12 protein-coding genes are annotated in these 22,084 nt (G+C 61.2%); 7 read left to right on the forward strand and 5 right to left on the reverse strand.

Annotated elements, in window-relative coordinates; genetic code table 11:
• The first annotated feature begins 21 nt into the window (after positions 1-21).
• On the forward strand, positions 22-3,129 hold the full coding sequence (locus VES88_01435; protein ID HYN80137.1) for a protein kinase: 3,108 nt from the start codon (positions 22-24) through the stop codon (positions 3,127-3,129).
• Positions 3,129-5,942, forward strand: coding sequence for a carboxypeptidase regulatory-like domain-containing protein (locus tag VES88_01440; protein ID HYN80138.1), 2,814 nt, complete (start codon positions 3,129-3,131; stop codon positions 5,940-5,942). The genes VES88_01435 and VES88_01440 overlap by 1 nt, the downstream gene beginning before the upstream one ends.
• Before the next feature lie 28 nt (positions 5,943-5,970).
• Here the strand turns inward: VES88_01440 and VES88_01445 are convergent, their stop codons facing one another.
• Both VES88_01445 and VES88_01450 read right to left on the reverse strand, forming a co-directional pair.
• Complete coding sequence (locus VES88_01445) at positions 5,971-6,480, reverse strand: hypothetical protein (protein HYN80139.1); 510 nt, start codon at positions 6,478-6,480, stop codon at positions 5,971-5,973.
• A 162-nt stretch (positions 6,481-6,642) separates the two neighbouring features.
• Positions 6,643-7,902, reverse strand: coding sequence for a fibronectin type III domain-containing protein (locus VES88_01450; protein ID HYN80140.1), 1,260 nt, complete (start codon positions 7,900-7,902; stop codon positions 6,643-6,645).
• Between the two features lie 362 nt (positions 7,903-8,264).
• Between VES88_01450 and VES88_01455 the strand changes: the two genes are divergently transcribed.
• The 5 genes from VES88_01455 to VES88_01475 all read left to right on the forward strand — a co-directional run bounded on the left by VES88_01455 (position 8,265) and on the right by VES88_01475 (position 16,587).
• Positions 8,265-10,205 (forward strand): ABC transporter substrate binding protein, encoded by a 1,941-nt coding sequence (locus VES88_01455; GenBank protein ID HYN80141.1) that lies wholly within the window; start codon positions 8,265-8,267, stop codon positions 10,203-10,205.
• Positions 10,202-10,996: an ATP-binding cassette domain-containing protein gene (locus VES88_01460; protein HYN80142.1), complete on the forward strand. Its 795-nt coding sequence runs from the start codon at positions 10,202-10,204 to the stop codon at positions 10,994-10,996. The genes VES88_01455 and VES88_01460 overlap by 4 nt, the downstream gene beginning before the upstream one ends.
• 39 nt (positions 10,997-11,035) lie before the next feature.
• Positions 11,036-11,953 carry an ion transporter gene (locus VES88_01465; GenBank protein ID HYN80143.1) on the forward strand — a complete coding sequence of 306 codons (918 nt, stop codon included), beginning with the start codon at positions 11,036-11,038 and terminating at the stop codon, positions 11,951-11,953.
• 277 nt (positions 11,954-12,230) lie between these two features.
• Complete coding sequence (gene ppc, locus VES88_01470; GenBank protein HYN80144.1) at positions 12,231-14,978, forward strand: phosphoenolpyruvate carboxylase; 2,748 nt, start codon at positions 12,231-12,233, stop codon at positions 14,976-14,978.
• Between the two features lie 319 nt (positions 14,979-15,297).
• Entirely contained in the window at positions 15,298-16,587 is a 1,290-nt protein-coding gene (locus tag VES88_01475) for an amino acid permease (GenBank protein ID HYN80145.1), read from the forward strand.
• A 169-nt stretch (positions 16,588-16,756) separates the two neighbouring features.
• Here VES88_01475 and VES88_01480 read toward each other — a convergent pair whose 3' ends face one another.
• The 3 genes from VES88_01480 to VES88_01490 are packed head-to-tail and all read right to left on the reverse strand — an operon-like array spanning position 16,757 to position 21,831.
• Entirely contained in the window at positions 16,757-17,194 is a 438-nt protein-coding gene (locus tag VES88_01480; protein HYN80146.1) for a hypothetical protein, read from the reverse strand.
• A gap of 34 nt (positions 17,195-17,228) precedes the next feature.
• Complete coding sequence (locus VES88_01485) at positions 17,229-18,713, reverse strand: RagB/SusD family nutrient uptake outer membrane protein (protein ID HYN80147.1); 1,485 nt, start codon at positions 18,711-18,713, stop codon at positions 17,229-17,231.
• Positions 18,714-18,747: 34 nt separating this feature from the next.
• Positions 18,748-21,831 carry a TonB-dependent receptor gene (locus tag VES88_01490; protein HYN80148.1) on the reverse strand — a complete coding sequence of 1,028 codons (3,084 nt, stop codon included), beginning with the start codon at positions 21,829-21,831 and terminating at the stop codon, positions 18,748-18,750.
• Between the last annotated feature and the right edge of the window lie 253 nt (positions 21,832-22,084).

A 22,084-nucleotide genomic window follows, 5' to 3' on the forward strand; every position in this document is an offset into this window, starting at 1 on the left:
TCCTGGCGAGCGGAGGCTGACATGGCGAGAACGAAACTGGTGGAGCTATGGCGGGAGGTGTTCGAGGCCGCCGACAGCGCGCTCGAGCTGGACCCCGCAGACCGTCAGGCGTTCGTCGACCGATGTCTCGAAGATCATCCCTCGGTCGGCGCGGAGCTGAAGGCTCTCATCGACGCCGCGGCGACTCTGTCCACCTTGGAGACGCCTGCAGCTGTTTTTGCCGCGCCGTTCCTGCAGCCAGCCGTGTTGGACAACGAGTCCGGAGACAACGGCGACAGAAGCAACGCGACGTCGATGTTCGGACCGTACCGCGTCCGCCGCGAGGTCGGATCGGGTGGGATGGGCGCAGTATATCTCGCTGAGCGTTCGGACGACCAGTACCGAAAAGAAGTAGCCCTCAAGGTTCTGCCGCGTTGGAGCGGCGGCGATCGACGTCGCCTTCAGCGGTTTCTCGAGGAGCGGCAGATTCTGGCGACGCTCGACCATCCGGGAATCGCGCGACTGCTCGATGGCGGTGTGACGGCCGATGGGCAACCGTGGTTCGCGATGGAGTACATCGACGGTCAGCCGATAGACAAATACTGCGATGACCTCCGGCTGTCGGTGGAGGAGCGCCTCGAGTTTTTCTGCGAGGCCTGCTCGGCCGTGCAGTACGCGCATCGCAATCTCGTGGTTCACCGCGATCTGAAGCCGTCGAACATTCTCGTCTCAGCTGATGGCCGTGTTGCGTTGCTGGACTTCGGCATCGCCAAGCTTCTCGCGGAAGATTCGAACAGCGCAGACGCGGCAAAGACGATTGGCGACAGACTGATGACGCCACTGTATGCCAGTCCCGAACAGATCCGTGGCGAGCCGGCGTCGACCGCCGCCGACGTCTACGCACTGGGTGTCCTGCTGCATGTACTCCTCACCGGCAGCAGGCCGTATCGTCTTTCAACGTTCGAGAGCTATGAGGTTGCGCGTGCTGTGCTCGAGCAGGAGCCCGAGCGGCCATCGGTCTCAGCCGCGCGCGAAAGCGAACCTGTCGGCGCCCGTGCAGCCGAGCGGTCCGCTGCAGCCCGCGCGCTCTCACGTGGAAGCACATCGGTCAAGCTCGTTCGGCGGCTGCGAGGGGATCTCGACGCGATTGTGCTGAAGGCGATGGCCAAGGACCCGAGCCGGCGTTACGCAACCGTCGAGCAGCTCGAGACCGACGTCCGGCGACATCTGACCGGCTTGCCTGTTCTCGCCCTACCAGAGAGCCGCTCCTATCTCACCCGAAAGTTTATCCGTCGGCATCGCACAGGTGTGGCGATGGCGTCGGCGGCGGCTGTTCTTGTGGTGGGGTTTGCCGCCGTGATGACAGTCCAGCGATCGAGCATTCGTGCACAGGCGGAGCGGATCGCGCTCGAGCGCGACAGGGCGGAGCAGGTAGGCGGGGTTTTTCTGAACATTTTTCGGACCGTGGCTCCCGGTGACCGCGGAATTGAGGCGCGGGACATTCTCGATAGCGCGTCAGCCCGCATCAATCAGCAGATGATTGCTCATCCCGAGCAACGTGCCCGGCTGATGTTCGAGATGGCCGGAGCGTACCACCGGCTCGAGTCACACGACCGCGCTCGCAGTCTCCTCGATACGTCGCTTGCACTTCGCCGCAACCTGCGGCCGAAACCGGATCTCGAGATTGCGGAGACCTTGAATCAGCTGGGGGCGGTGCTCCTCGCGCAGGCGAACATGGTTCGCGCCGAGGAGGCTTACGGTGAGGCGCTTGCTCTGCGCCGGCGTAAGCTGGGAACACGGCATGCCGATGTGGCGCGCACCCTCATCGGGCTGTCTGCAGTGCGCCGCGCGCAACGACGATTCCCGGAGGCGGAACGGCTTTCGCGCGAAGCCGTCGCAATCGATGAGTCGCGCGGTCCGAATGCCCGGGCCGATCTGGCGCGCAGCACGAGCGCGCTGGCCGGCGCAATTGCCGATGCGGGCGATTACCGCGGCGCGGCAGCGCTGTTTCGCCAGGCGCTCGTGCTCGCGCGTGAAACGCACCCCGAGGAGCACCCGGAAGTTGCCGGCACCGTGTTTGATCTCGCGGGTGCGCTCCACGGTGCGGGCGAGCACCGCGCAGCCGATTCGCTCGTTCGCTACGGGCTCGGCCTCAATCGACGTCTGCTCACCGCCAATCTGCTGACCGGCGGAGCGAGCGTGTCGACGTCACGGGTCGCCGACACGTCCGGGAGCGTGAACGAGACGGTGAGACGTGCTTTATCGGAGAGACCGGTTGCGGCCACTGGGCCGCCCGCTGCCGCGGCCGCGAACAGCTCCAGAATCGTTTTTGTCTCCGACAGAGACGGCCCAGATGCTGTCGGCAATCTGGGCAATGAGGAGATATACGTGATGAATGCCGACGGAACGGATCAGCGCCGGTTGACACATAGCAAAGCCACAGACAACCAGCCTGCCTTGTCTCCAGATGGCCGGATGATCGCCTTTACCAGCCAGCGCGCAGGAGGCCTCGACATCTTCGTGATGAATGCGGACGGCACCGAGCAGAGGCAGCTGACCCGTTTCAGCGATCGTGGCCTCGGAGCAAACAACCCGACCTGGTCTCCCGACGGAAAACGCATCGCCTTCCGCACGCGGGTGAAGCAAATCGATATCTACACGATAAACGTGGACGGCACCGGACTGAGGAGAGTTACCAACGACGCAGCTGGCGAGAACACTCCGTCATGGTCACCCGACGGACGACGGATCGCCTTCAGCAGCGGGCTGCGCCAACGCTTCGAGATTCACGTGGTGGACTCCGACGGACGCAACCCACGGCGCCTCACCTTCAACGACGCGATGGACCATCATCCCGAATGGTCTCCGGACGGGCGGCGCATCGCGTTTCACAGCGACCGCGACGGCGATATGGAGATTTACGTCATGAATGCCGACGGCAGTAATCCGGTGCGCCTGACCAGAAATCCTGGCCTGGACGCGCATGCGTCGTGGTCCCCCGACGGCCGGCGCATCGTGTTTCACCGAACCGTTCTCGGACACGGGCAGGTCCACGTCATGAACGCCGACGGCAGTGATGTGAAACGCCTCACGGATTTGTCGCCAGTCGCCTTCAGCGCCTTTCCCAGCTGGGGCCGGGCGCCCCGGTGATGAAGCAACGGTTCGTCATCCTTGTGGCGCTCATCGCGATCGCGCCTCCCACTTCTGCGTGGTCACAACCGGCGATCACTCTAGAGGGCCTCGTTCGCGATGAAGCCGGCGGCATCGCGCGCGCGGAAGTCAGCGCCGTCGACAGTCTCACGAACGAGCGCCGCAATGCCCTGACGAACGATCGCGGGTTCTTCCGCATGCTCGGGATGAGTCCTGGTCGGTACGCCGTCTCAGCGCGAATCATCGGGTACGCCGCCGGCGTGACGCAAATTGTTCATCTGGTGGCTGGGCAGCGCGCGCAATTGAATTTCATCCTCGAGCAGGCAACCAGCACGCTCGAAACCGTGCAGGTGCACGTGCAACGTACCGACGCAGCAGAGATCGAGCGCATGTCCGTGTCGACGGCGCTGAGTGCCGAGGAGATCGAGCGTCTGCCGTTGAATACACGCAACGTGATGGACCTGGCTGCCGTGGCTCCCGGAATCCGTTCGTTTCAGCCGATCGAGGGTCATTCCATTCCGGGAGCCGGAGCATTGCGCGATGAGCGTGCGCTCAATTTCTATCTCGATGGCGTCGAGATGAAGAACTTCAACAGCAGCAACGTCATGGGCACGCCGCAGGTCGGCTCGATACTCCCAATTGACGGGCTGCAGGAATTCCGCGTTCTCCTCAATCCATACGACGCAGAGTATACGCGCGGAGCCGGCTACATCATGAGCGCGGTATCCCACCGCGGAACGAATGAGACTCACGGCTCGGCGTTCGGCTTCTTCCAGAACAAGGACCTGGTCTCCGTCAACGATTTTCAGCGAGGTATTCCGAACTTCGAGAAGCCGGACTTCAATCGGCGACAAGGCGGCTTTAGCCTGCGTGGACCGATTGTCCGCAACCGCCTTTTCTACGCCGCAAGTTATGAGATTTCCGACGCGGCCAACTACGTAGCCGTCGTTCCCGGACAGCCGGCGAGCGATCCGGGATACTGGGACCGCTACGCAGGCGTCTTCAATGCCCCGAGCCGGAATCAGGCGGGTCTTGTGCGCCTCACTTACGCGGCGAATGTTGCCAATGTATTCGAAGCGATAGTGTCGTCACGCTACTTCACGGGTGAGTCACGGTTCGGAGGGACCGTGTCGAGAGAGTCGGCGACCGCCTCGGCGTATGCGGTCAACACTGTGAATCTGCGTCATCGGTGGCTGCCCGCGTCGGGGCTGGCAAACGAGCTCAGTCTCCAGTTCGTCCGTTGGTCAAACGCAAACCGTCGCCTCGTGGCTGGCCCCGAGCTCAGGTATCCGACACTGATCATCGGGCGCGCCAATGAGTTCGGCGCAGTCAACGAAAAACAGTTCCGTGTCATCGATCGTGTCACATACGGTGTCGGCAGCGGGCCCGGGAGCCATCTCCTCAAGGCAGGATTTGAGGTTTCACGCGTCAACCTTGACCAGTTCACGCCGAACAACGGGCCGGGTTCGTTCCGGTTCAGGACCGAAAGCGGAGCCCCGTTCGAGGCGTCGATCGGCGTCGGGTATTTCGATCCCCATTCCGATCGCGATGCCTTCGCTGAGCTCTGGGGTTGGGTCGCCGGCGTTTACTTCAACGATGAATGGGCTGTCACATCGCGTCTCGTTTTGAACCTCGGCGTCCGCTACGACGCCGACATCAACACCATGAACAACGACTTCACGGTTCCGTGGGCGAGCGACACGGCGATCAACTCGCGGCCCGAGCTTCGTGGTCTACTCAACCGCAGCGACCGCAAAGACGATCTGAACAATTTTTCGCCGCGGGTCTCATTTTCGTGGGATGTTACAGGAAGTCGACGCGCATTCATTCGAGGCGGCTTCGGCATCATGTACGACCGCGTGCCGGGTTTCGTGCCGTTCAATGAGCGGCGCACGGCTACATGGCGGACGTACACCTTTACGAATCCGGGGACGCTGGATCCGGAAGAGCTTCGGAATCGAGTCATTGCCGGCGCGGGAGGCACTGTTCGTCCCTCCATCACTCTCCTGCCGCAGCGAATGGATGTCCCGGAGAACAGGCAATGGTCGCTCGGACTCGGCGCGCAGCTAACGCCTGTCCTGACTTTGAACATCGACTATATCCGTCAGGATGTCCGCCACCTCTTTGCATCGGTCAACCTGAATTGGCTGGATGTGTCGCAGACCCCACGACGCGTGCTCTCATCCGCGTATGGCAACATCATCGCGTGGGGAGATTTTGCTCGTGGGCGCTACCGCGCGCTGCTTACGAATCTCTCATACCATCCGGACAGCACTCTGCGGCTGAATGTTGCGTATACGCTGGCCTCGGCGAAAGCAGACTGGGATGTCGAGAACACCCAGGCCCCTGCCGGGGCGGCGAATCAGTTCTACGTAATGCAGCGAATCAGCGGTGATGAGCGGCACCGCTTCGTGCTCTCCGGAACGTCGGTGCTGCCCTTCGGGATCCGGCTTTCAACTGTAGCGACGGTAGCGAGCCCTCGTCCATACCGCGCGCAGGTGGGAGAAGATGTGAACAAGAACAACATGTTCGAGGACGACTTCATCGACGGCACACGTTTTCGGGTTCCGCCGAATGCATGGAGAAACTGGTACCGGGTGGTAGACCTGCGGCTCACCAAGGGGTTCGAGGTGCGACGTGGCGCGCAGCTCTCTCTGATCGCCGAGGCGTTCAACGTGTTCAACACCGAGAATTATTCGGGATACTTCGGCGTGCAGCGAAGTCCCACGGGGGAGCCGAGACCGGACTTCGGCTCTCCGAGTGGAATATTCGCAACGAGACAATTACAGCTCGGCAGCAGATTGCAGTTTTGACGCGGCCCTGCATCCGACTGCTGCGTTGCTAAATGGCAGCCCAGATGAAGTCCTTTGAGGCGCTCACGCCATTCGCGATTCCACTGCTTCCGCCACCGGAATAAGTAAGCCGGAAGCCAATGGCCCTCGGAGTAGAGCAGGAGCCAAATCCCACGAGCAGCCCAATCGGGTCGACGGAACCGCTGAAGAATCGCTTCCATGTTCCCCCGCCACTGTTGCACGTCGCGCTCGGCGCATAATTCCCCTTCGCGGAGCAAACCTGGTACGTCACTGTCCCACTCTGAGCGAGATTCCCGAGGTTGTCCCTCACCTCCGACTTGAGAACCAGATAGGTCCCCACCGGTTCAGTACCCGCGGTGGGCGCCAACCCGCTGCTGGTTCCTTTTAGAAAAGAGATGACATACGACCCCGGAGTACTCTGGATGGCCATACGCAGGTCATCATAGCCCGCGTCGGGCGCAACTGGTGACTGCTCCGAACAGGCAAGTACCCCAAATGTTGCTGCCAGTGCTGCGATTCCACGATTTCGGCGTTCCATGCGTGACTCCGTGTGAAGGGATTGAGCAAATCATCGGTAGGTGCCTTCTCCGCTCCCGTGGCCCGCAGCAATCCTGACATGTGAGAACGCGAGGAATGAAGGGAAAAGCGGACAAACCCGATTGCTGCAGCCTCGATGTGCGTTACGGCTCGAGTCTGCGCCTCACGGCGAAATGCCCCCGGTGGAGTAGCCACCGTCCTTCATCGCATACACCGATACCTTGCTGCCCACGCCAGATTTGCGGAAGCTCGTCGTATTCGCCGGAAGCACAGCAATGACGCTCTCTATGTAGCCATCGCAGTACTCCACGCCGTCCCAATCGCGCCAACAGTCGTCATACATCGCCCGCACCTCGTAACCATCCTCGACGCTGGAGTTATCCCTCCAGGTCAACTCCACCGTTGAAGCGTCGACTGTTGACCAGGCCACCTCCGTCGGTCGAGCCGCGGGAGTCGTGCAATCCGTGTTCGACGGTGGGGCCTCACCACTCGTATTGTAGCTGACCACCCGGTAGCAGACCGCTTGCTCGGGTTGCACGTTGTCCCAGAACGATCGGGTATTCTCTGCTGTGCCCGCGGTGTTCCAGACTACTCCACCGTCGGTCGATCGCTCGATGCGGAAATAGATTCCTATGGCCGTCCAATCGACAACAACTACATAGCTGTTGTTCGGCGTGGCCGTAGCCGAGGAGGCTGCGCTGGGAAGAGTCCACGCGCAAGCGATGTTGGAGAACGGCCAGACGCTGACCTGATCTCCAATCATCTGTACTGCGCGAATCTTGTAGCAGTACTCGGTAGTCGGTGAAAGGCCCTGATCGCTGTAGCTGATGGCATTTTCGCCTGTGACAGTCAGCAGCGAAAACACACTGCCTTGAGGGTAGCCAGAGCGGTGCACCTCGAAGTGGGTCTCGTTGCTCGAGTTGTCCTGCCACTGTATTTCAATGCGGTTGTCAGATGGTGCGACAGCAGAAGCGTTCGATGGTGCAGCCACCGGCGGCGCCGTCGTGGCGCACGCCGTATTGGAGAACACGGAGTTGATAGTCCTCCTTTTGATAACCGCCACCGCGACAACGGCATAACAATACTGCACGCCAGGTTCGAGCATTGTATTCTTGAAAGTCGTTGTATTGTCGGCGGTATAGGCCAACCACGTGAAGGCGCCGGTCGCACCTGTGAGGGACCGGTAGATATCGAACCTCGTCTCATTGCTCGAATTGTCCCGCCAGCTGACATCTATCTGCGCAGCGGAGTATGTGGTAGCGAGAGCGTTCGATGGCGCCGCCACCTCTGACCCACCGCCCACCCTGGCAGCAGCGATGTCCTGGCCTGTCATGAAAGGTTCGAGGGGCTGACCGCTTTCGCAGCCGACAAGCAGCATGGCCGAAGCGGAGACAATTATGAGGACCGTCGGGGGCCGTCGCATGAACGCCTCTCGAGACCGAAGGTATGGGGCGCCGCGCGACGGTGGGTCCGGCGAATCAGCAGCCTCTGACCGTGGACGCGCTAACGAACCCCGAAACCGGACATGGTGGGTGCGCTCGTAATCGAGAGACCTGCGGATACGAGGGCTGCCCATAACCGTCCCACCATTCACAGTCATGCAGGCCTGATGGCATAGCGCCTGAGTATCGAGCGCCATCCCCGCTCTTGACAGTTCGCCCCGAATAGGGCCATAGACTTGTTCGCTCGGCACCAGCGAACGGCCGCTCGGAGGCGCAAGCGCCGTTCCCTGGTTGACGCTCGAGCGTCACTGCACAACGGAGCTCGACCATTCCCTTCACAGTCGTGGGAAGGCTGCGCAATGCAATGTGCGTCGTGCCGCTCGCGCTCGCCGCCGGGTGCGGCACGAAAACCGAGGACGAGCGCAGCATCATCGGGTATGCACAGGTATCGTCCTCGCTGCCACTGGACGATGCGCGCGACGGATTTTTCCGCGCCCTGGCCGACTCGGGATACGTCCGCGACTCGACCATAACCATTCTCGAGCGCAACGCGCAGGGCGACATCCCTACGCTCGCACTGATAATGAGCGAGTTCGTACAGCAGGGAGTCACTCATGTCGCAACGATTTCCTCTGTCGCCACGCAGGCCGCGCTGAAGGCGATCACCGATCGGCCCATCATATTCGGCGCTGTCGCGAATCCCTATGTCATCGGCGCCGGAACATCCCCAACGAATCATCGGCCCAACGTCACAGGCGCTGAGATTCCTCTCCCTGTCGACTCCGCAGTCTTCCTCGCGCACAGGACTTTCCCTGAAGTGGGGGTCTGGGGGACGCTGTTCGACCCCGCTGATCCGTTCGCAGAGTTCTATCTGGAGAAGGCCAAGAGAGCGGCGGCCGCCGCCGGTATTCGCTTCGTGACCGTTGCGTGCACCGGTCCGGGAGACATTGGCGCGGGGATCCAGGCGCTCAAGGCGAATGGCGCGCGTGGCGTAGTGCAGATCCCGAGCGTGATGATTGGCGGGGCATTTTCCGCGGTGGTGAAGGCCACGCGGCAGGCGAACCTGCCGCTCATCGCGACCAACACGAGCAATCAGGGTGCACCCATTGCCATGGGCCTTAGCTTTTTCGCCAATGGCTATGACATGGGGCTGATCATGATCCGCGTGCTGCGCGGGGAAGATCCGGCCACCATTCCCTTTCAGGTCGCGCAAAACCGTCAGATCATAGTCGACCTGAACGCGGCGCGTGAATACGGGATCACCATTCCTCCCGCACTGGTCAGCCGCGCCGACTCGGTAATCGGCATGAGCGCGGCTAGCGCGTCCTCGAACATTGGTCCGGCCCCTCTCAACCAGCAGCCGGTAAGGCGGCGCAGCAATCCGCTGGAGTTCTGGCTTGTCGCTGTCACCCAGGGACTCGCGTTCGCCGCGCTCGCGTGGGGTGTGTATCTGTCGTCTCGCGTCCTCCACTTCGCGGACATCAGTCCCGATGGAACCTTCCCCCTCGGCGGAGCGGTGGCGGCATCCATGATCGTTGCGGGCAGCGATCCGCTCATGGCCACGTTCGTCGCGCTTCTGGCGGGAATGGTCGCAGGCTACGTCACGGGGGTTCTGCACACGCGACTGGGAGTGAAAGATCTGCTTGCCGGCATTCTCGTCATGACCGCGCTTTACTCGGTGAACCTGCACGTGATGGGAAAGTCGAACGTGTCGCTCCTCGACATTCACACGCTCGTGGAAGACGTGCACAGAATCATCCCCGCTTCGGTGAACTGGTCCGATGACCTGTCACTGGGCGTGCTCTTCTTCGCGATCGCCCTCGTCCTGGGCGGGATTCTCACGTGGTACCTGCGAACGGATTTCGGAATGGCAATGCGCGCCGTTGGTGACAATCCGGCGATGATCACGGCGCAGGGTGTCGATCGGCGTCGGATGATCGAGCTTGGCCTCGCCATCGCGAACGGTCTCGTTGCATTCTCCGGGGCATTGATGGCACAGCAGCAGGGCTTCGCCGACGTCGGGATGGGAGTGGGAACGCTGGTCGCGGGCATGGCAGCCGTGATCATGGGAGAGACTTTACTCTTCAACCGAAGGGGGCTGGGAGTAACCATCATTATGGTAGCGGCCGGTGCCGTCCTCTTCCGCGGCCTCGTGGCGCTCGCGCTTCGTGCCGGCCTCAACCCCATCGATCTCAAGCTGGCCACGGCGGCCTTCGTGCTCGCCGCGCTTGCGCTGCCAAAGCTGCGCTACCGGCGACGAGCAAGAGCGGCGGCTGCGCGATGATCGAGATCGAGCGGCTCGAGAAAACTTTCACGCAGCCGGGAGGAGAACGCGTCCTTGCGCTGCGCGGCGTGGACCTTGTGATACCGTCGGGCCAGTTCGTGACCGTGATTGGTACGAACGGGTCCGGCAAATCGACGCTGCTCAACGCAATCGCGGGAAGTTTTCTTCCGGATGCGGGCACCATCCGGATCGCTGGAATCGATGTCACCCGCCAGTCCGAGTTTCGCCGCGCAGCTCTGATCGGGCGTGTGTTCCAGGATCCGTTCAAGGGTACCTGTCCGTCGATGACTGTCGCCGAGAACCTGCGCATGGCGGAGCTTCGCGGCAGTCGTCGCACGCTGCGTGTGGGGCTCAGCGGTTCGGCGTTCGAGCGATATCACGCGCTCTTGTCCGGACTCGGGATGCGCCTCGAGAAGCGGCTGAAGGCGTCGATGGGTACGCTCTCCGGCGGACAGCGCCAGGCCGTCACGCTGCTCATGGGCACACTCAGGCGGCCGCAATTGCTTCTGCTCGATGAGCACACCGCCGCGCTCGATCCGCGCGCCGCCGAACAGGTCATTCAGATCACGAACCAGGTTGTACGCGAGCATGCGCTCACCACGCTGATGGTCACGCACAGCATGGAGCAGGCGCTGGAGCAGGGGGATCGTACGATCATGATGCACCGTGGCGAGGTCCTGGCGGATCTATCGGGGCCTGAGCGGAAAGGTCTCGATCCCACCGATTTGCTCCGTCGCTTCGCGGACCTGCGATACACTGTCGAATTCGCGGTGGCCACTCGACCGCCTTGACGATGTCAGACGTCGCGGCACACACTCAGTGACCGCCCGATGAAAACTTTCGATTCCCTCCGCAAGGTTCAGCCTAGCGACCGTCCGGGTCCCGATGCCGAGCACGCCTCCGATGTCCCGTGGCGTGCGCGGCTGCACGAAATCGTGTTCGAGGCGGACACTCCGGAGGGCCGGGCATTCGATGTCGCACTCATCGTCGTGATCGTGCTGAGTGTCGCGACGGTCATGTTCGACAGCTCGAGAGAGATCAGCGCCAGATACTCGAATGCCCTGCGGCTCGCCGAGTGGGGGTTCACGGCGCTCTTCACTGTCGAGTACATCGTGCGGCTGCTGGCCGTGCGGCGCCCGCTGCGCTACGCGCTCAGCTTCTTCGGCATCGTGGATCTGCTCGCGCTCCTGCCATCGTACGTCAGCCTCTTTCTCCCAACAGGCCGCTACCTTCTGGTTGTTCGCGTGCTGCGCCTCCTCAGGATTTTTCGCGTGCTCAAGCTCGGAAAGTTTCTATCGGAGGGAGCCATACTGGGCCAGGCCCTTCGCGCGAGCCGTCACAAGATTCTCGTCTTTCTCTCGGTCGTGGTTTCCGTCGTCGTGCTCATAGGCGCCCTGATGTATGTCGTCGAGGGAGAAGAAAACGGATTCACGAGCATTCCGGCGAGCATGTACTGGGCGGTAGTGACTCTCACGACTGTCGGCTATGGCGATGTAACGCCGCAGACCCCGCTCGGGAAACTGCTTGCCAGCATCGTGATGATCCTCGGTTACGGGATCATCGCGGTACCTACCGGCATCGTGACGTCGGAACTCGCGCAGGCGTCGCGCGATCTGGTGCTGAGCCAGGATTCCTGCCCGTCTTGCGGGATCCGCGGGCATCTCGCTGACGCGAAATTCTGCAGGAAGTGCGGAGGGCAGCTGACCGGCGATCGCGACGAAGCAGCAGTCAGGCCAGCCGCAATCTGAGGGGCTTAAGAGCTCAGCTTGCTTCGTCGCATCGCTAACGGCCACTCTAGTCTGCAGCGGGCACGTCTTCGAAGACCGGCAAGACCGGTGAGGAAGTCGACTTAAAGGGCGGCGGTCAAAAGAGGATTCTTGCTGGTCTTGCTGGTCTTTGAAGCCGTGCCCGCTGCAGTATAGAGTGGCCAGCTAGCCACAGGAGTGTACGCTGAGCTCTGATCCTCGCTCGGAAGTTCTCGCCGGCCCAACAGTACGCCGCGAGGACGTCCCTCTGCACGACGACGTGCGGTGGCTCGCCGCCTCGCTCGGCCGCGTGATCCGGCGGCTCGAGGGCGCCGCGGCATTCGAGACGATCGAGGGTCTGCGACAAGCCTGCCGAGCGCGGCGCCACGGCGAACCCGACGCGCCATCGCTCGACGACCTCATCGGGCAGGTCGAATCGCTTTCGCTCGAGAGCTGCGCGGTCACGGCGCGCGCCTTCACGCTTTTCTTCCTGCTCATCAACACCGCGGAACAGGTGCATCGCGTACGTCGCGCCCGTGCATACCGGGAAATCGAGAACGCCGAACCACAGCCCGCGTCCGCGCAGTGGGCGATGCGCGCGCTTCGCGAATCCGGTCGTGGAGCAACGGAAGTCGAGCGCGCGATGCTCGGGCTCGATGTGCGTCCGGTGCTCACCGCGCACCCGACAGAGTCCACCCGGCGGACGCTGCTCGCTCTGCAGTCGCGTGTCGCCGACCTCCTGCTCGCGCACGACGAAGCACCTAATGCCGAGCGAAGTGCGATCGAAGAGATGCTGGACGGCGAAGTCGAGCTTCTCTGGATCACCGCCGAGGTCAGGCAGGATCGCCCATCGGTGAACGACGAGGTGAGCACGGTGCTCTGGTACCTGGAGACGCGCTTTCTCGACGCGGGAGCGCGCGCGCGAGACGCGCTCGTCCGCGCGTTCGAGGAGGAGTTCGGCACGACCTCTGAAGCTATGCAGCAGCTCGTGCCGCTCAGAATTGGCAACTGGGTAGGCGGAGACCGCGACGGCAATCCCGGCGTCACTCCCGACGTCACCATCGCGACTGCGCGACGGTCGAGCTACGCTATCCTCGGCCGTTACGCTCACGGGCTCGCAGATCTCGCCGAGCGACTGTCGGTGTCGGCGTCGATCGCTCCTCCGCCAGCCGAGCTGCGCGCGTCGATCGAGGCTGACTGCAAGCTCCTCCCCTCCGTATACGAAGCGAACCGTCGCCGCAACGCCGACGAGCCGCTGCGGCTCAAGCTCTCGCTCATGCTGGCGCGCATCGAGTCGACGAGACGACTCACCGCCGCCCGTGATGCAGGGAAGGCCGCCGAGGAGCCGGCCGCGTACATCGACGCCGCGCAGCTCGAGCGCGATATCCTGCTCGTGCGCGAAACGCTCATGGGCGCCGGCGCGACACACGCGTGCCGCACGACGGTAGAGCCAATGATCGAGATGGTGCGCGCGCACGGGCTGCATGGGTATTTGATGGATGTCCGGGACCACGCTGACGTGCATCGCGCAGCGGTCGACGACATTGCAGCACAGCTCGGCATCGCACCGCTGGAGGGTGACGCGCTCCGCGCCGAGCTTGGGGAACAGCGTCCTCTACTCAATGCGGACCTGGCGCTCGGCGAGGAGACGACGCGCGTATTGGACACGTTCCGCGCCGTGCGCACGATTCAGGCGGAGATGGGCGAGCTCGCGGCGGGCACCTACATCGTTTCGATGACGACGGAACCGGATGACGTGCTTCGAGTGTTGCTCCTCGCGCGCGAGACCGGGCTTGCCGACCTTGCCGGCGAGTCGCCGGAGTCGCGGCTCGATGTCGTGCCGCTGTTCGAGACACTCGACGATCTCGAGCGCGCGCCGGCGGTGATGCGCGCGCTGCTCACCGACCCGATTTATCGTCGCCAGCTGAGCGCTCGCGGCAACCTGCAGGAGGTGATGATCGGCTACTCCGACTCGGGAAAGGATGCCGGCATCCTTGCGTCGTCATGGGCGCTGTACCAGACGCAGGAAAAGCTCGCCGAGATATTCCGCGAAGCGGGAGTGGAGCTCCGCCTCTTTCATGGCCGCGGCGGAAGCGTGGGAAGGGGAGGCGGCTCACCCGTTTCCCGCGCGCTCGCCGCGCTGCCGCCGGGCACGGTCAACGGCCGCATCAAGATCACCGAGCAGGGCGAGATCATCTCTCAGCAGTTCGGCCTGCTGCCAGTTGCGGAGCGCACACTCGAGGTCACGCTAGCTGGCGTTCTGCTGCAGGAGTTCAACGAGTGGCCAAAGGCGGTCTCCGCGGAAGAGCTGCACGAGTTCCGCACAGTGATGACCGACCTCGCGGCGCGCGGGCTCTCCGTATACCGCGAGCTCGTCCACGACGATGACGCGATCTTCCGCCTGTTTCGCACGGCTACGCCGGTTGACGAGCTGGCCGAAGCCCACTTCGGCTCGCGCCCCGCGTACCGGCCTGGCGCGGGGCAGGGAATCACAGGCATCCGTGCGATCCCGTGGGGCTTCGGCTGGACGCAGATACGCCTCATGCTCACCGGCTGGCTAGGCGCCGGGACCGCGCTCGCGCATTACTCGTCGACGAATGAAGGGCTCGACGTCCTGCGCCGCATGGCCGCCCAGTGGCCTTTCTTCGACGACCTCCTCGGCAAAATCGAGATGGTGTGTGCGAAGACCGACCTCGAGATTGCCCGTGCCTACGTCAAGAATCTCGGCGGCGACCTCGCGCTTCTGTCGCGACTCGAGGGCGAGTTCGAAAGCACGGTGGACGCCGTACTCCGTGTCCGCGACAGCACGATCCTGCTCCGGGACAACCCGGTGCTGCAGTCGGCGATAGCGCTACGCAATCCCTATGTCGATCCGCTGTCGCTGCTGCAGATCGTCATGCTGCGACGGAAGCGACAGCCGGGAGAGCCGGGAGAGCCGGGTGGAGACGACCAGGCTCGTGACGCTGTGGATGGCGTCCTCGCGACTACGTTGAGTGGCGTCGCGCAGGGGCTGAGGAATACCGGGTAGCCGGCGGTGGGCGAGGCCGTCCGGACCTAGTCCTCGACAGCGAACAAAGGAGATCTCAGCTCACCTCCTTCGAGCGCTAGTTCACAGCGAAACAGTAGAAGTAGCCCGCACCGCCCGACGACCGGAGGTTGTCCTGACTGCACCCGCGCGAGGGGTGCGACGAATTCCAGGACTTCGAGGGCTCGTCATCCCGCAATCCCATGCGGTCTTTGGTTCTGATCCGTTCATCGGTGCAAGCCGTTCCCTATATTCTCGCCTCCATAACAGGTGGGACTGAAATCCACTGGCTGAAATGGCGAGTGACACACCCCGCGTTGATTTGAAACAGGAGCCCTCCGCCGCAACAGGGCCGAGCCTCGTACGCGCAATAGGCCGGTGGACGCTGGTCGCCGCGATAGTAAACGCAGTCGTCGGCAGCGGAATTTTCGGACTCCCCTCCGCGCTCGCCGGAGCTACGGGAGAGTGGAGCCCCGTCGCCGTCCTCATCGCGGGCTGCGGAATACTCTTCATCGTGTTGTGCTTCGCCGAAGTGGGAAGCCGGTTCGACGCTGCAGGAGGTCCCTACCTTTATTCGCGTAGCGCGTTCGGACCTGCCGTCGGCTTCCAGGTTGGATGGATGCACGTTTTCACCCGACTCTTTTCGGCGGCAGCGGTCGTCAACGTGCTCGTTGCCTACCTCGGGAACCTCGCACCGTGGGTTGCAACGTCAACCGGGCGCGCGTTCACCATCATTGCCGCCGTCATGGTGGTCACGATCATCAATGTGGCCGGTGTGAAGCAGGCAGCATGGACAGTGAATCTGTTCACGGTCGCGAAGCTCCTCCCCTTGGTGGCGGTGATCGTTCTCGGAATGTTCCGGCTCGACTCCGCTGTATTCGCGACGCAAACCGTTGCCGAGCCGCGTTGGACGGACGCGGTGCTGCTGCTCGTTTTCGCTTACGGGGGATTCGAATCCGCAGTGGTTGCCGCGGGCGAAACCAAGGATCCGAAACGCGACACCGCCTTCGCCCTTCTGATCGCAATGTCGGCTATAACGATCATGTACTTCCTCGTGCAGCTCGTCGTGGTGGGAGTGCTGCCGAACGCCGCCGCGAGCACCGCGCCCTTTGCCGACACGATGAAAGCGCTCATCGGACCGGTCGGCTCAACTGTGGCAATTCTTGCGGTGGCGATTTCCGTGTTCGGTTGGCTCATGGGCTTCGGGCTCATGACACCAAGGATTCTGTTCGCGATGGGCGAGAGGGGAGAGCTTCCGGCGGTATTCGCCCGGGTCCACCCGCGATTCCGAACGCCGTACGTTGCGATCGCCGTGAACTCGATCCTCGCGCTCGTGCTTTCTCTTGCCGGCAGCTTCACTCAGCTGGCTACGTCCTCCGCGATCACGCGGCTCACGATTTACATCCTCTGCTGCGGCGCGGTGCTCGTCCTTCGCAAACGGTGGGGTCCGCCGGAGGGTTTCAGAATTCCTGCCGCGCCCGTGGTGGCTGCGATCGCTATGCTCCTGTGTCTATGGCTTCTGAGCACCAGAAGTCTGGCTCAATCGTGGTTCCTCCTTTTGATAGTCGGCTCGGGTGCAGTTGCATGGCTCGCTGGCCGCCGCAATCGATAACACCTCTGACGCGAGCGGGGTGGGTGGAGCATCCGGTCAACGACGCCGTGAACGAGAAAAAACCACCCCAGCTTCGGGGTGGCTTTTTCTATCTCAGCAGCTTGCGTTCGGGATCCAGCGTTCTACATGGTTTTTCCGCCTGACGAAGTCAGGCCCACTCCGATGGGAGCTAGCGCGTAAAGCGCAGAGTAAACACACCAGCACCGCCATCGATCACGATCGTAAGCGAGCTTCCCACGACAGTCGCATCCAGGTAGCCGTCAGGATCTAACAATCTTACCGCCGACCCGGTGACCGTATACGTCCCCGCGGTGGGTACGGTGTTGACAGTTGTTGTCCCATTGTCAGTTGAGCGGCCTTTGAAGCTGCCGATGTAGGTTTTGTCTTGATTAAGAGTAATTACCCAGGAAAGTATTTCCGCCTTATAAGTTGCGTCCTGGCTTGTGGTGAAGGGAAGGCTTGCGTTGTTGACGGTCTGGAGTGTGTACGTTCCCGAAATTCCTGTCGGACCGGCGGACTCGCTTCCGTTACACGCTATGCTACCGGAGACGGCAAACAATGCGAAAGCGTATGCGACCCATCGGCGCGCGCGAATTGTGCCATTCATGATGTCGCTCCTGACGGGATGGGAGTGAAGGATCTCAGTATCCAGCGTTCTGCGTAATGCTCCCGCCGGATTTATCGATCTCACCCTGCGGAATCGGATACAGATAGTTGCGGTCCTGGAAATTCTTGCCGATCGCGCTCAAGACCTGCTTCGCGATCTTCCATCGCTTCAGATCGTTGAACCGCTGCGATTCGAAACCCAGCTCGACGCGACGCTCATGAATAAGCCAGGCCTTTATCTGGGCCTTGTCGACGGAGACAGCACTTCTGTCGGGCAGCGTGCCAGCAGGAGCCACACCTCCGCTGATTGTCACGCCCGTTCGCGCGCGCTGCCTGACCCTGTTTATCAGAGCGACAGCCTGCGAGAAGCCTCCGGTCTCATTGTAAGCCTCGGCTTTCCAGAGCAGTACATCCGCGAGGCGAATGAAAATCTTGTTGCCTGGGGAATCGTCGTTCCCTCTGTAGCCTGTGTTCGTTGCGCCGAGCAGCTTGTACACCGCCTTGTCGGACACTCTGACCGTGTACAGCAGTCTCGGGTCATCGGGCTCGAATTCGGCGATGAAGTTAGCGGTCGGAGCCATGAAGCCCCAATCGAGCGGCGCGGCTAATCCATTGCCGTTTTTTGGAGTAGCGCCGGTCCGGTGATCGTAGGCAAAGATCACTTCACTATCCGCGTACTCGTTGGCTACACTGAAATTGTGGAAGTAATTGGCATTCAGGTTATAGAACCCCGTTGCCTCGAGCTCAGTGACAGTCGTGATGACCTCAGCCCACTTCTCATTGTAAAGGGCGACCTTAGCCTGCATTGCGATCGCGGCGCCCCTCGAAGCTCTCCACTTGTCGGTGCCATCGGAGAACTTGCTGTTCGGTAAAAGTGTCTTCGCCTGAGCCAGATCCGCGCTGATTTGAGCATAGACCGTCGCCCTGGGTTCTCTCTTGGCGACACTGTAGGCTTCGTCGAAGGTGTTGAGCGGCTTCAGCAACAGAGGGACGTCGCCGAAGGCGTTCACCAGGTCGAAATAGTAGAAAGCCCTGAGGAAATAGGCTTCGCCAAGCAGTCTCGATTTCAACGCCGGGTCGATTCCGATCTTGGCTACCAGCGCCGCATCCGTCAGATAGCTGATTGCGAGATTCGCGCGCGATATCCCCTCGTAGTCGTAGCTCCAGAGGCCGCCGAACGCCTGGTTCGACGACGTGAAGTTGAAGCTCACGACCTGGTCCATCCACGGCTGATCGCCATCGGGGTTCCACTTCTTGTTCATGTCGTCCGACGCCATGTCCTGCACGATGACGTCGTTCCTGAACACCGTGCCAAGATCCCATCTCCACTCGTTGAGAAGATTCAACGTGCTGGCGAGCATCTGATACGATGACGTCACCGAGCCGGTGACAGTGCTCAGCGTCGGGTCTGTCGTTATCTGTTCCGGCGTGAGCAAGCCGACCGGATCCTTGTGCAGATCAGTGCAGCTCATCACCGAGACGATCGGGACCAACGCCAGAATCCTGTATACCTTCTTCATACTTGCCGCCCTTGTTTTGATTGTAGGCATAAAATCAGAATTTGACATTGGTGCCGAACAGGAACGCTCTCGACTGCGGATACGTTCCGCGGTCGAGGATGTCGGTCGACTCCGGATCAAGTCCCGTGTACTTCGTTTTCGTGAACAGGTTCTGGCCGGAGACATAGACGCGTACGTTCTGAACTCCGAGCCTCGCACTCGAGCCCAGCGCGCCGAGTGAGTAACCCAGCTCCAGGTTTTTCAGGCGGAGATAGGAAGCGTCCTCGACGAAAATGCTCGATTTCTTGCTGCTTCCATTGTCGTTGAACGTCGTGCGGGGAATCGTGTTGCTGGAGCCTTCCCCGTCCCATGCGCCCAGCACCGCGGTCGTATGGTTGAACGGGCGGCTGTCATAATCCGTTATCTGCTTGGCGTCGTTGTACTTGTCGACTCCGCTAACGCCTTGCAGCAGCGCGGACAGGTCGAACCCGCGGAAATCCGCGCCGAGATTGAAGCCGTATGATAGTCTCGGGATTGGATTGCCAATGAACGTCCGGTCGTCATCATTGATGACTCCGTCTGCATTCAGATCCTGGAACTTGATGTCGCCAGGCTTGTTTGGTGGGTTCAGCGTGGCATGCAGATGTGACTTGATTTCAGCCGCATTCTGGTAGATGCCTTCCATCACGTATCCATAGAAGGCGCCAAGGGGCTGGCCGACCTCCGTCTTGTATACGTCACCGATGATGTTCGGCAGATTGGGATGCAGCTTCTCTACGTTGTTCTTTACTGTGGCTGCATTCGCGTTGATCCTGTACCCGACGCTGCCAACCCTGTCCTTGAAATCGAGAGCGACTTCGAATCCCCTGTTACTGACTTCGCCGGCGTTCACAATCGTCGGAGAAACATTCCCGACGATTGAGGGCAGAGAGATCGGCAGCAGAATATCCGAAGTGAGCTTTCTGAAGTAGTCGACGGAGAGATAGAGCCTGTTGCTCAGCATCCCCATGTCGAACCCGATGTTCTTCTGGGTGGTTGTCTCCCACTTCAGATCGGGATTGCCGTACCGTGAGACGAGATACTGGTCGCCGGACCGGCGGAGGAGAGTCAGGAAAGCGTAGTTGTCGATTTCCTGGTTGCCGACCTTTCCTACGCTGCCTCTCACTCTCAGGTCGGACACGAAGCTCACGTCCTGCATGAAACTCTCATTCGAGATGTTCCAGCCTGCCGAGACCGATGGGAAGTAGCCCCACTGGTTGTTCTCGGCGAACCTGGAAGAGGCGTCGGCTCTGACGGTTCCCGTCAGCAGATAGCGACTGGCAAACGAATACGTCGCCGAGCTGAACAGTGAGAAAAGGGCCCACTCCGATGCGGAGCCGCCGGTGTTCTGATTGGCTGTTCCGCCGTAGTTCAGGTACTGGAAGGGCCCGTTCGAGAAATCGTATCTCTGTCTGGAACCACCGATGGATGAAGAGTAGTTCGTGATGAACTCGGTTCCGGCGAGCGCGGTAAATAGATTCTTCTCACTGTCTCCGATGTAATTCAGTGTGTTGTTCCAGGTGACCGTAGTTTCCTGTCCGCGGTCTTCGTTCAACCCCGTGGGGCGGTTGATGCGGCCGCCCGGCCCGTCGGCAGGGTTTCCGCCTCCGTTGTCGTCGCCGAATCTCTGGAGGAAAGCCTTGTTGTGGGTCAGGCTCAGATCGATTCCGAGATTGCTCTTGAACTTGAGGGCCTGGCTTCTCAGGAGAGAGTATTCGGCGAAGACATTGCCGAACGTCTTGAAGTTGTCCCGCTTGTCGTTCGTGTAGAACGCGAGGGCTACAGGGTTCGAGCCAAACTCGAACCTGTTGTTCGAGTTATCCCAGGGCGTCGCAAAGAACGGCAGATCGGTAAACTGGTCGGCTTCGGAGTATGTGGGATCTGACGAGTCCTTGTAGACGCTGATGACGGGAGGCCTGATTAGGGCATGCCGGATGATTCCCGGTGTGTCTCCCTTCGACGAAAGCTTGTCCTGTGCAGCGTACGACAGCTGAAGGTTCGTGCCAACGTTGAAGCGATTGCTCAGTGACGCAATGACGTTGGTTCGGAAATTCAGGCGGCGATACCTGTCATTGTCGAAGATGACGATGCCGTCCTGTTTGTACAGTCCGGCTGAAGTCAGGTATTTGATCCTTTCGCTTCCTCCACTTGCGGTAAGCTGCAGGTTCTGCGAGACCCCGGGCTCGAACAGCTCGTCGAGCCAGTCCGTGTCGGCGAGATCGGGTCGATTCCTGGCCGCCGTGTAGGGGTTCGTGCCGGTATTGCCCGAATTGTTCCAGGCTTCTTCGACTTTGTCGAGGTACTGACTGGAGTTGAGCAGCGTGGGAAGATTGGTCGCGCGCTGGATTCCAGTATACGCGTTGATCTCCGAGACTACCTTCCCAACCTTTCCACTTTTCGTGGTGATCACTATGACTCCTGCAGACGCCCTCGACCCGTAGATTGAAGCAGCCGCAGCGTCCTTTAGAACGGTCAGGGACGCCATGTCCGCAGGGTTCAGGAAGGAGATGTCACGTGTAGGTATTCCGTCGACGATGAACAGCGGACTGTTGTTGCCGATGGTCCCTTCGCCTCGGATGCGAATGCTGATCTCTTCGCCCGGTGCTCCGGTGCTTTGCGTGATCTGCACTCCGGCGACCTGACCCTGAAGAGCCTGCGCTACGTCTGCAACTCTTCGTGATTCGAGCTCGGCCACATCGACAGTGGCGACCGCGCCGGTGATGTCAGCTTTTCTCGCCGATGAGTATCCGACGACGACCACCTGATCGAGAACTGACGGACTGGGCACCAGCGAAAAGTCCACGGTCGCTGTCGCTCCGGTCCCGACGGCAACGTTCCGGAGCATGGGAACGTATCCGATTCGACGTGCCCTGAGGACCTGGTTTCCCTCGGGGACGTTGCTGATGCGAAAGGTGCCGTCGCTTTGAGTTGCCGTGCCGCGAGTGGTCCCTTCAATTGATACGGTGACACCAGTGAGCGGCTGTTGGGTCGTGTTGTCGACGACGCGGCCGGTTATCGTGCCGCCCGGCGTCTGGGCGCCCAGCGCAACGGTCGAGAGCAAACCAATGAGCGTGGGAAAGAAGTAGCGGACTGTTGCCATTGGTACACTCGTTAGGTGGGAGGGGGCGAGCGCAATCTTTTTCGGGATTACTTCTATAGAAGGACTCCGCCCCGGCGGTCGGGAAAGTCAATGAGAATCGTGTGCAGCCGAAACTGCTCCAGCGTCAAGTTGGCGTCGACAAAGTGCGCGAAGCTGCGGGGGAAGGGATCACCGCTGCGCGATAACTGTGCAGGACTTACACTTTTGACCGTCAGTCTCTCATCGAACGAGGTCAAAGAGAGGAGACTGATCG

Source organism: Gemmatimonadaceae bacterium (assembly GCA_035633115.1).
Taxonomy (GTDB): Bacteria; Gemmatimonadota; Gemmatimonadetes; order Gemmatimonadales; family Gemmatimonadaceae; genus UBA4720.

Bases quoted from the DNA above. Each gene is read 5' to 3' on its own strand.
- VES88_01435 (HYN80137.1), top strand. From the start codon at position 22: ATGGCGAGAACGAAACTGGTGGAGCTATGGCGGGAGGTGTTCGAGGCC.
- VES88_01440 (HYN80138.1), top strand. From the start codon at position 3,129: ATGAAGCAACGGTTCGTCATCCTTGTGGCGCTCATCGCGATCGCGCCT.
- VES88_01445 (HYN80139.1), bottom strand. From the start codon at position 6,480: ATGGAACGCCGAAATCGTGGAATCGCAGCACTGGCAGCAACATTTGGG.
- VES88_01450 (HYN80140.1), bottom strand. From the start codon at position 7,902: ATGCGACGGCCCCCGACGGTCCTCATAATTGTCTCCGCTTCGGCCATG.
- VES88_01460 (HYN80142.1), top strand. From the start codon at position 10,202: ATGATCGAGATCGAGCGGCTCGAGAAAACTTTCACGCAGCCGGGAGGA.
- VES88_01465 (HYN80143.1), top strand. From the start codon at position 11,036: ATGAAAACTTTCGATTCCCTCCGCAAGGTTCAGCCTAGCGACCGTCCG.
- VES88_01480 (HYN80146.1), bottom strand. From the start codon at position 17,194: ATGAATGGCACAATTCGCGCGCGCCGATGGGTCGCATACGCTTTCGCA.
- VES88_01485 (HYN80147.1), bottom strand. From the start codon at position 18,713: ATGAAGAAGGTATACAGGATTCTGGCGTTGGTCCCGATCGTCTCGGTG.
- VES88_01490 (HYN80148.1), bottom strand. From the start codon at position 21,831: ATGGCAACAGTCCGCTACTTCTTTCCCACGCTCATTGGTTTGCTCTCG.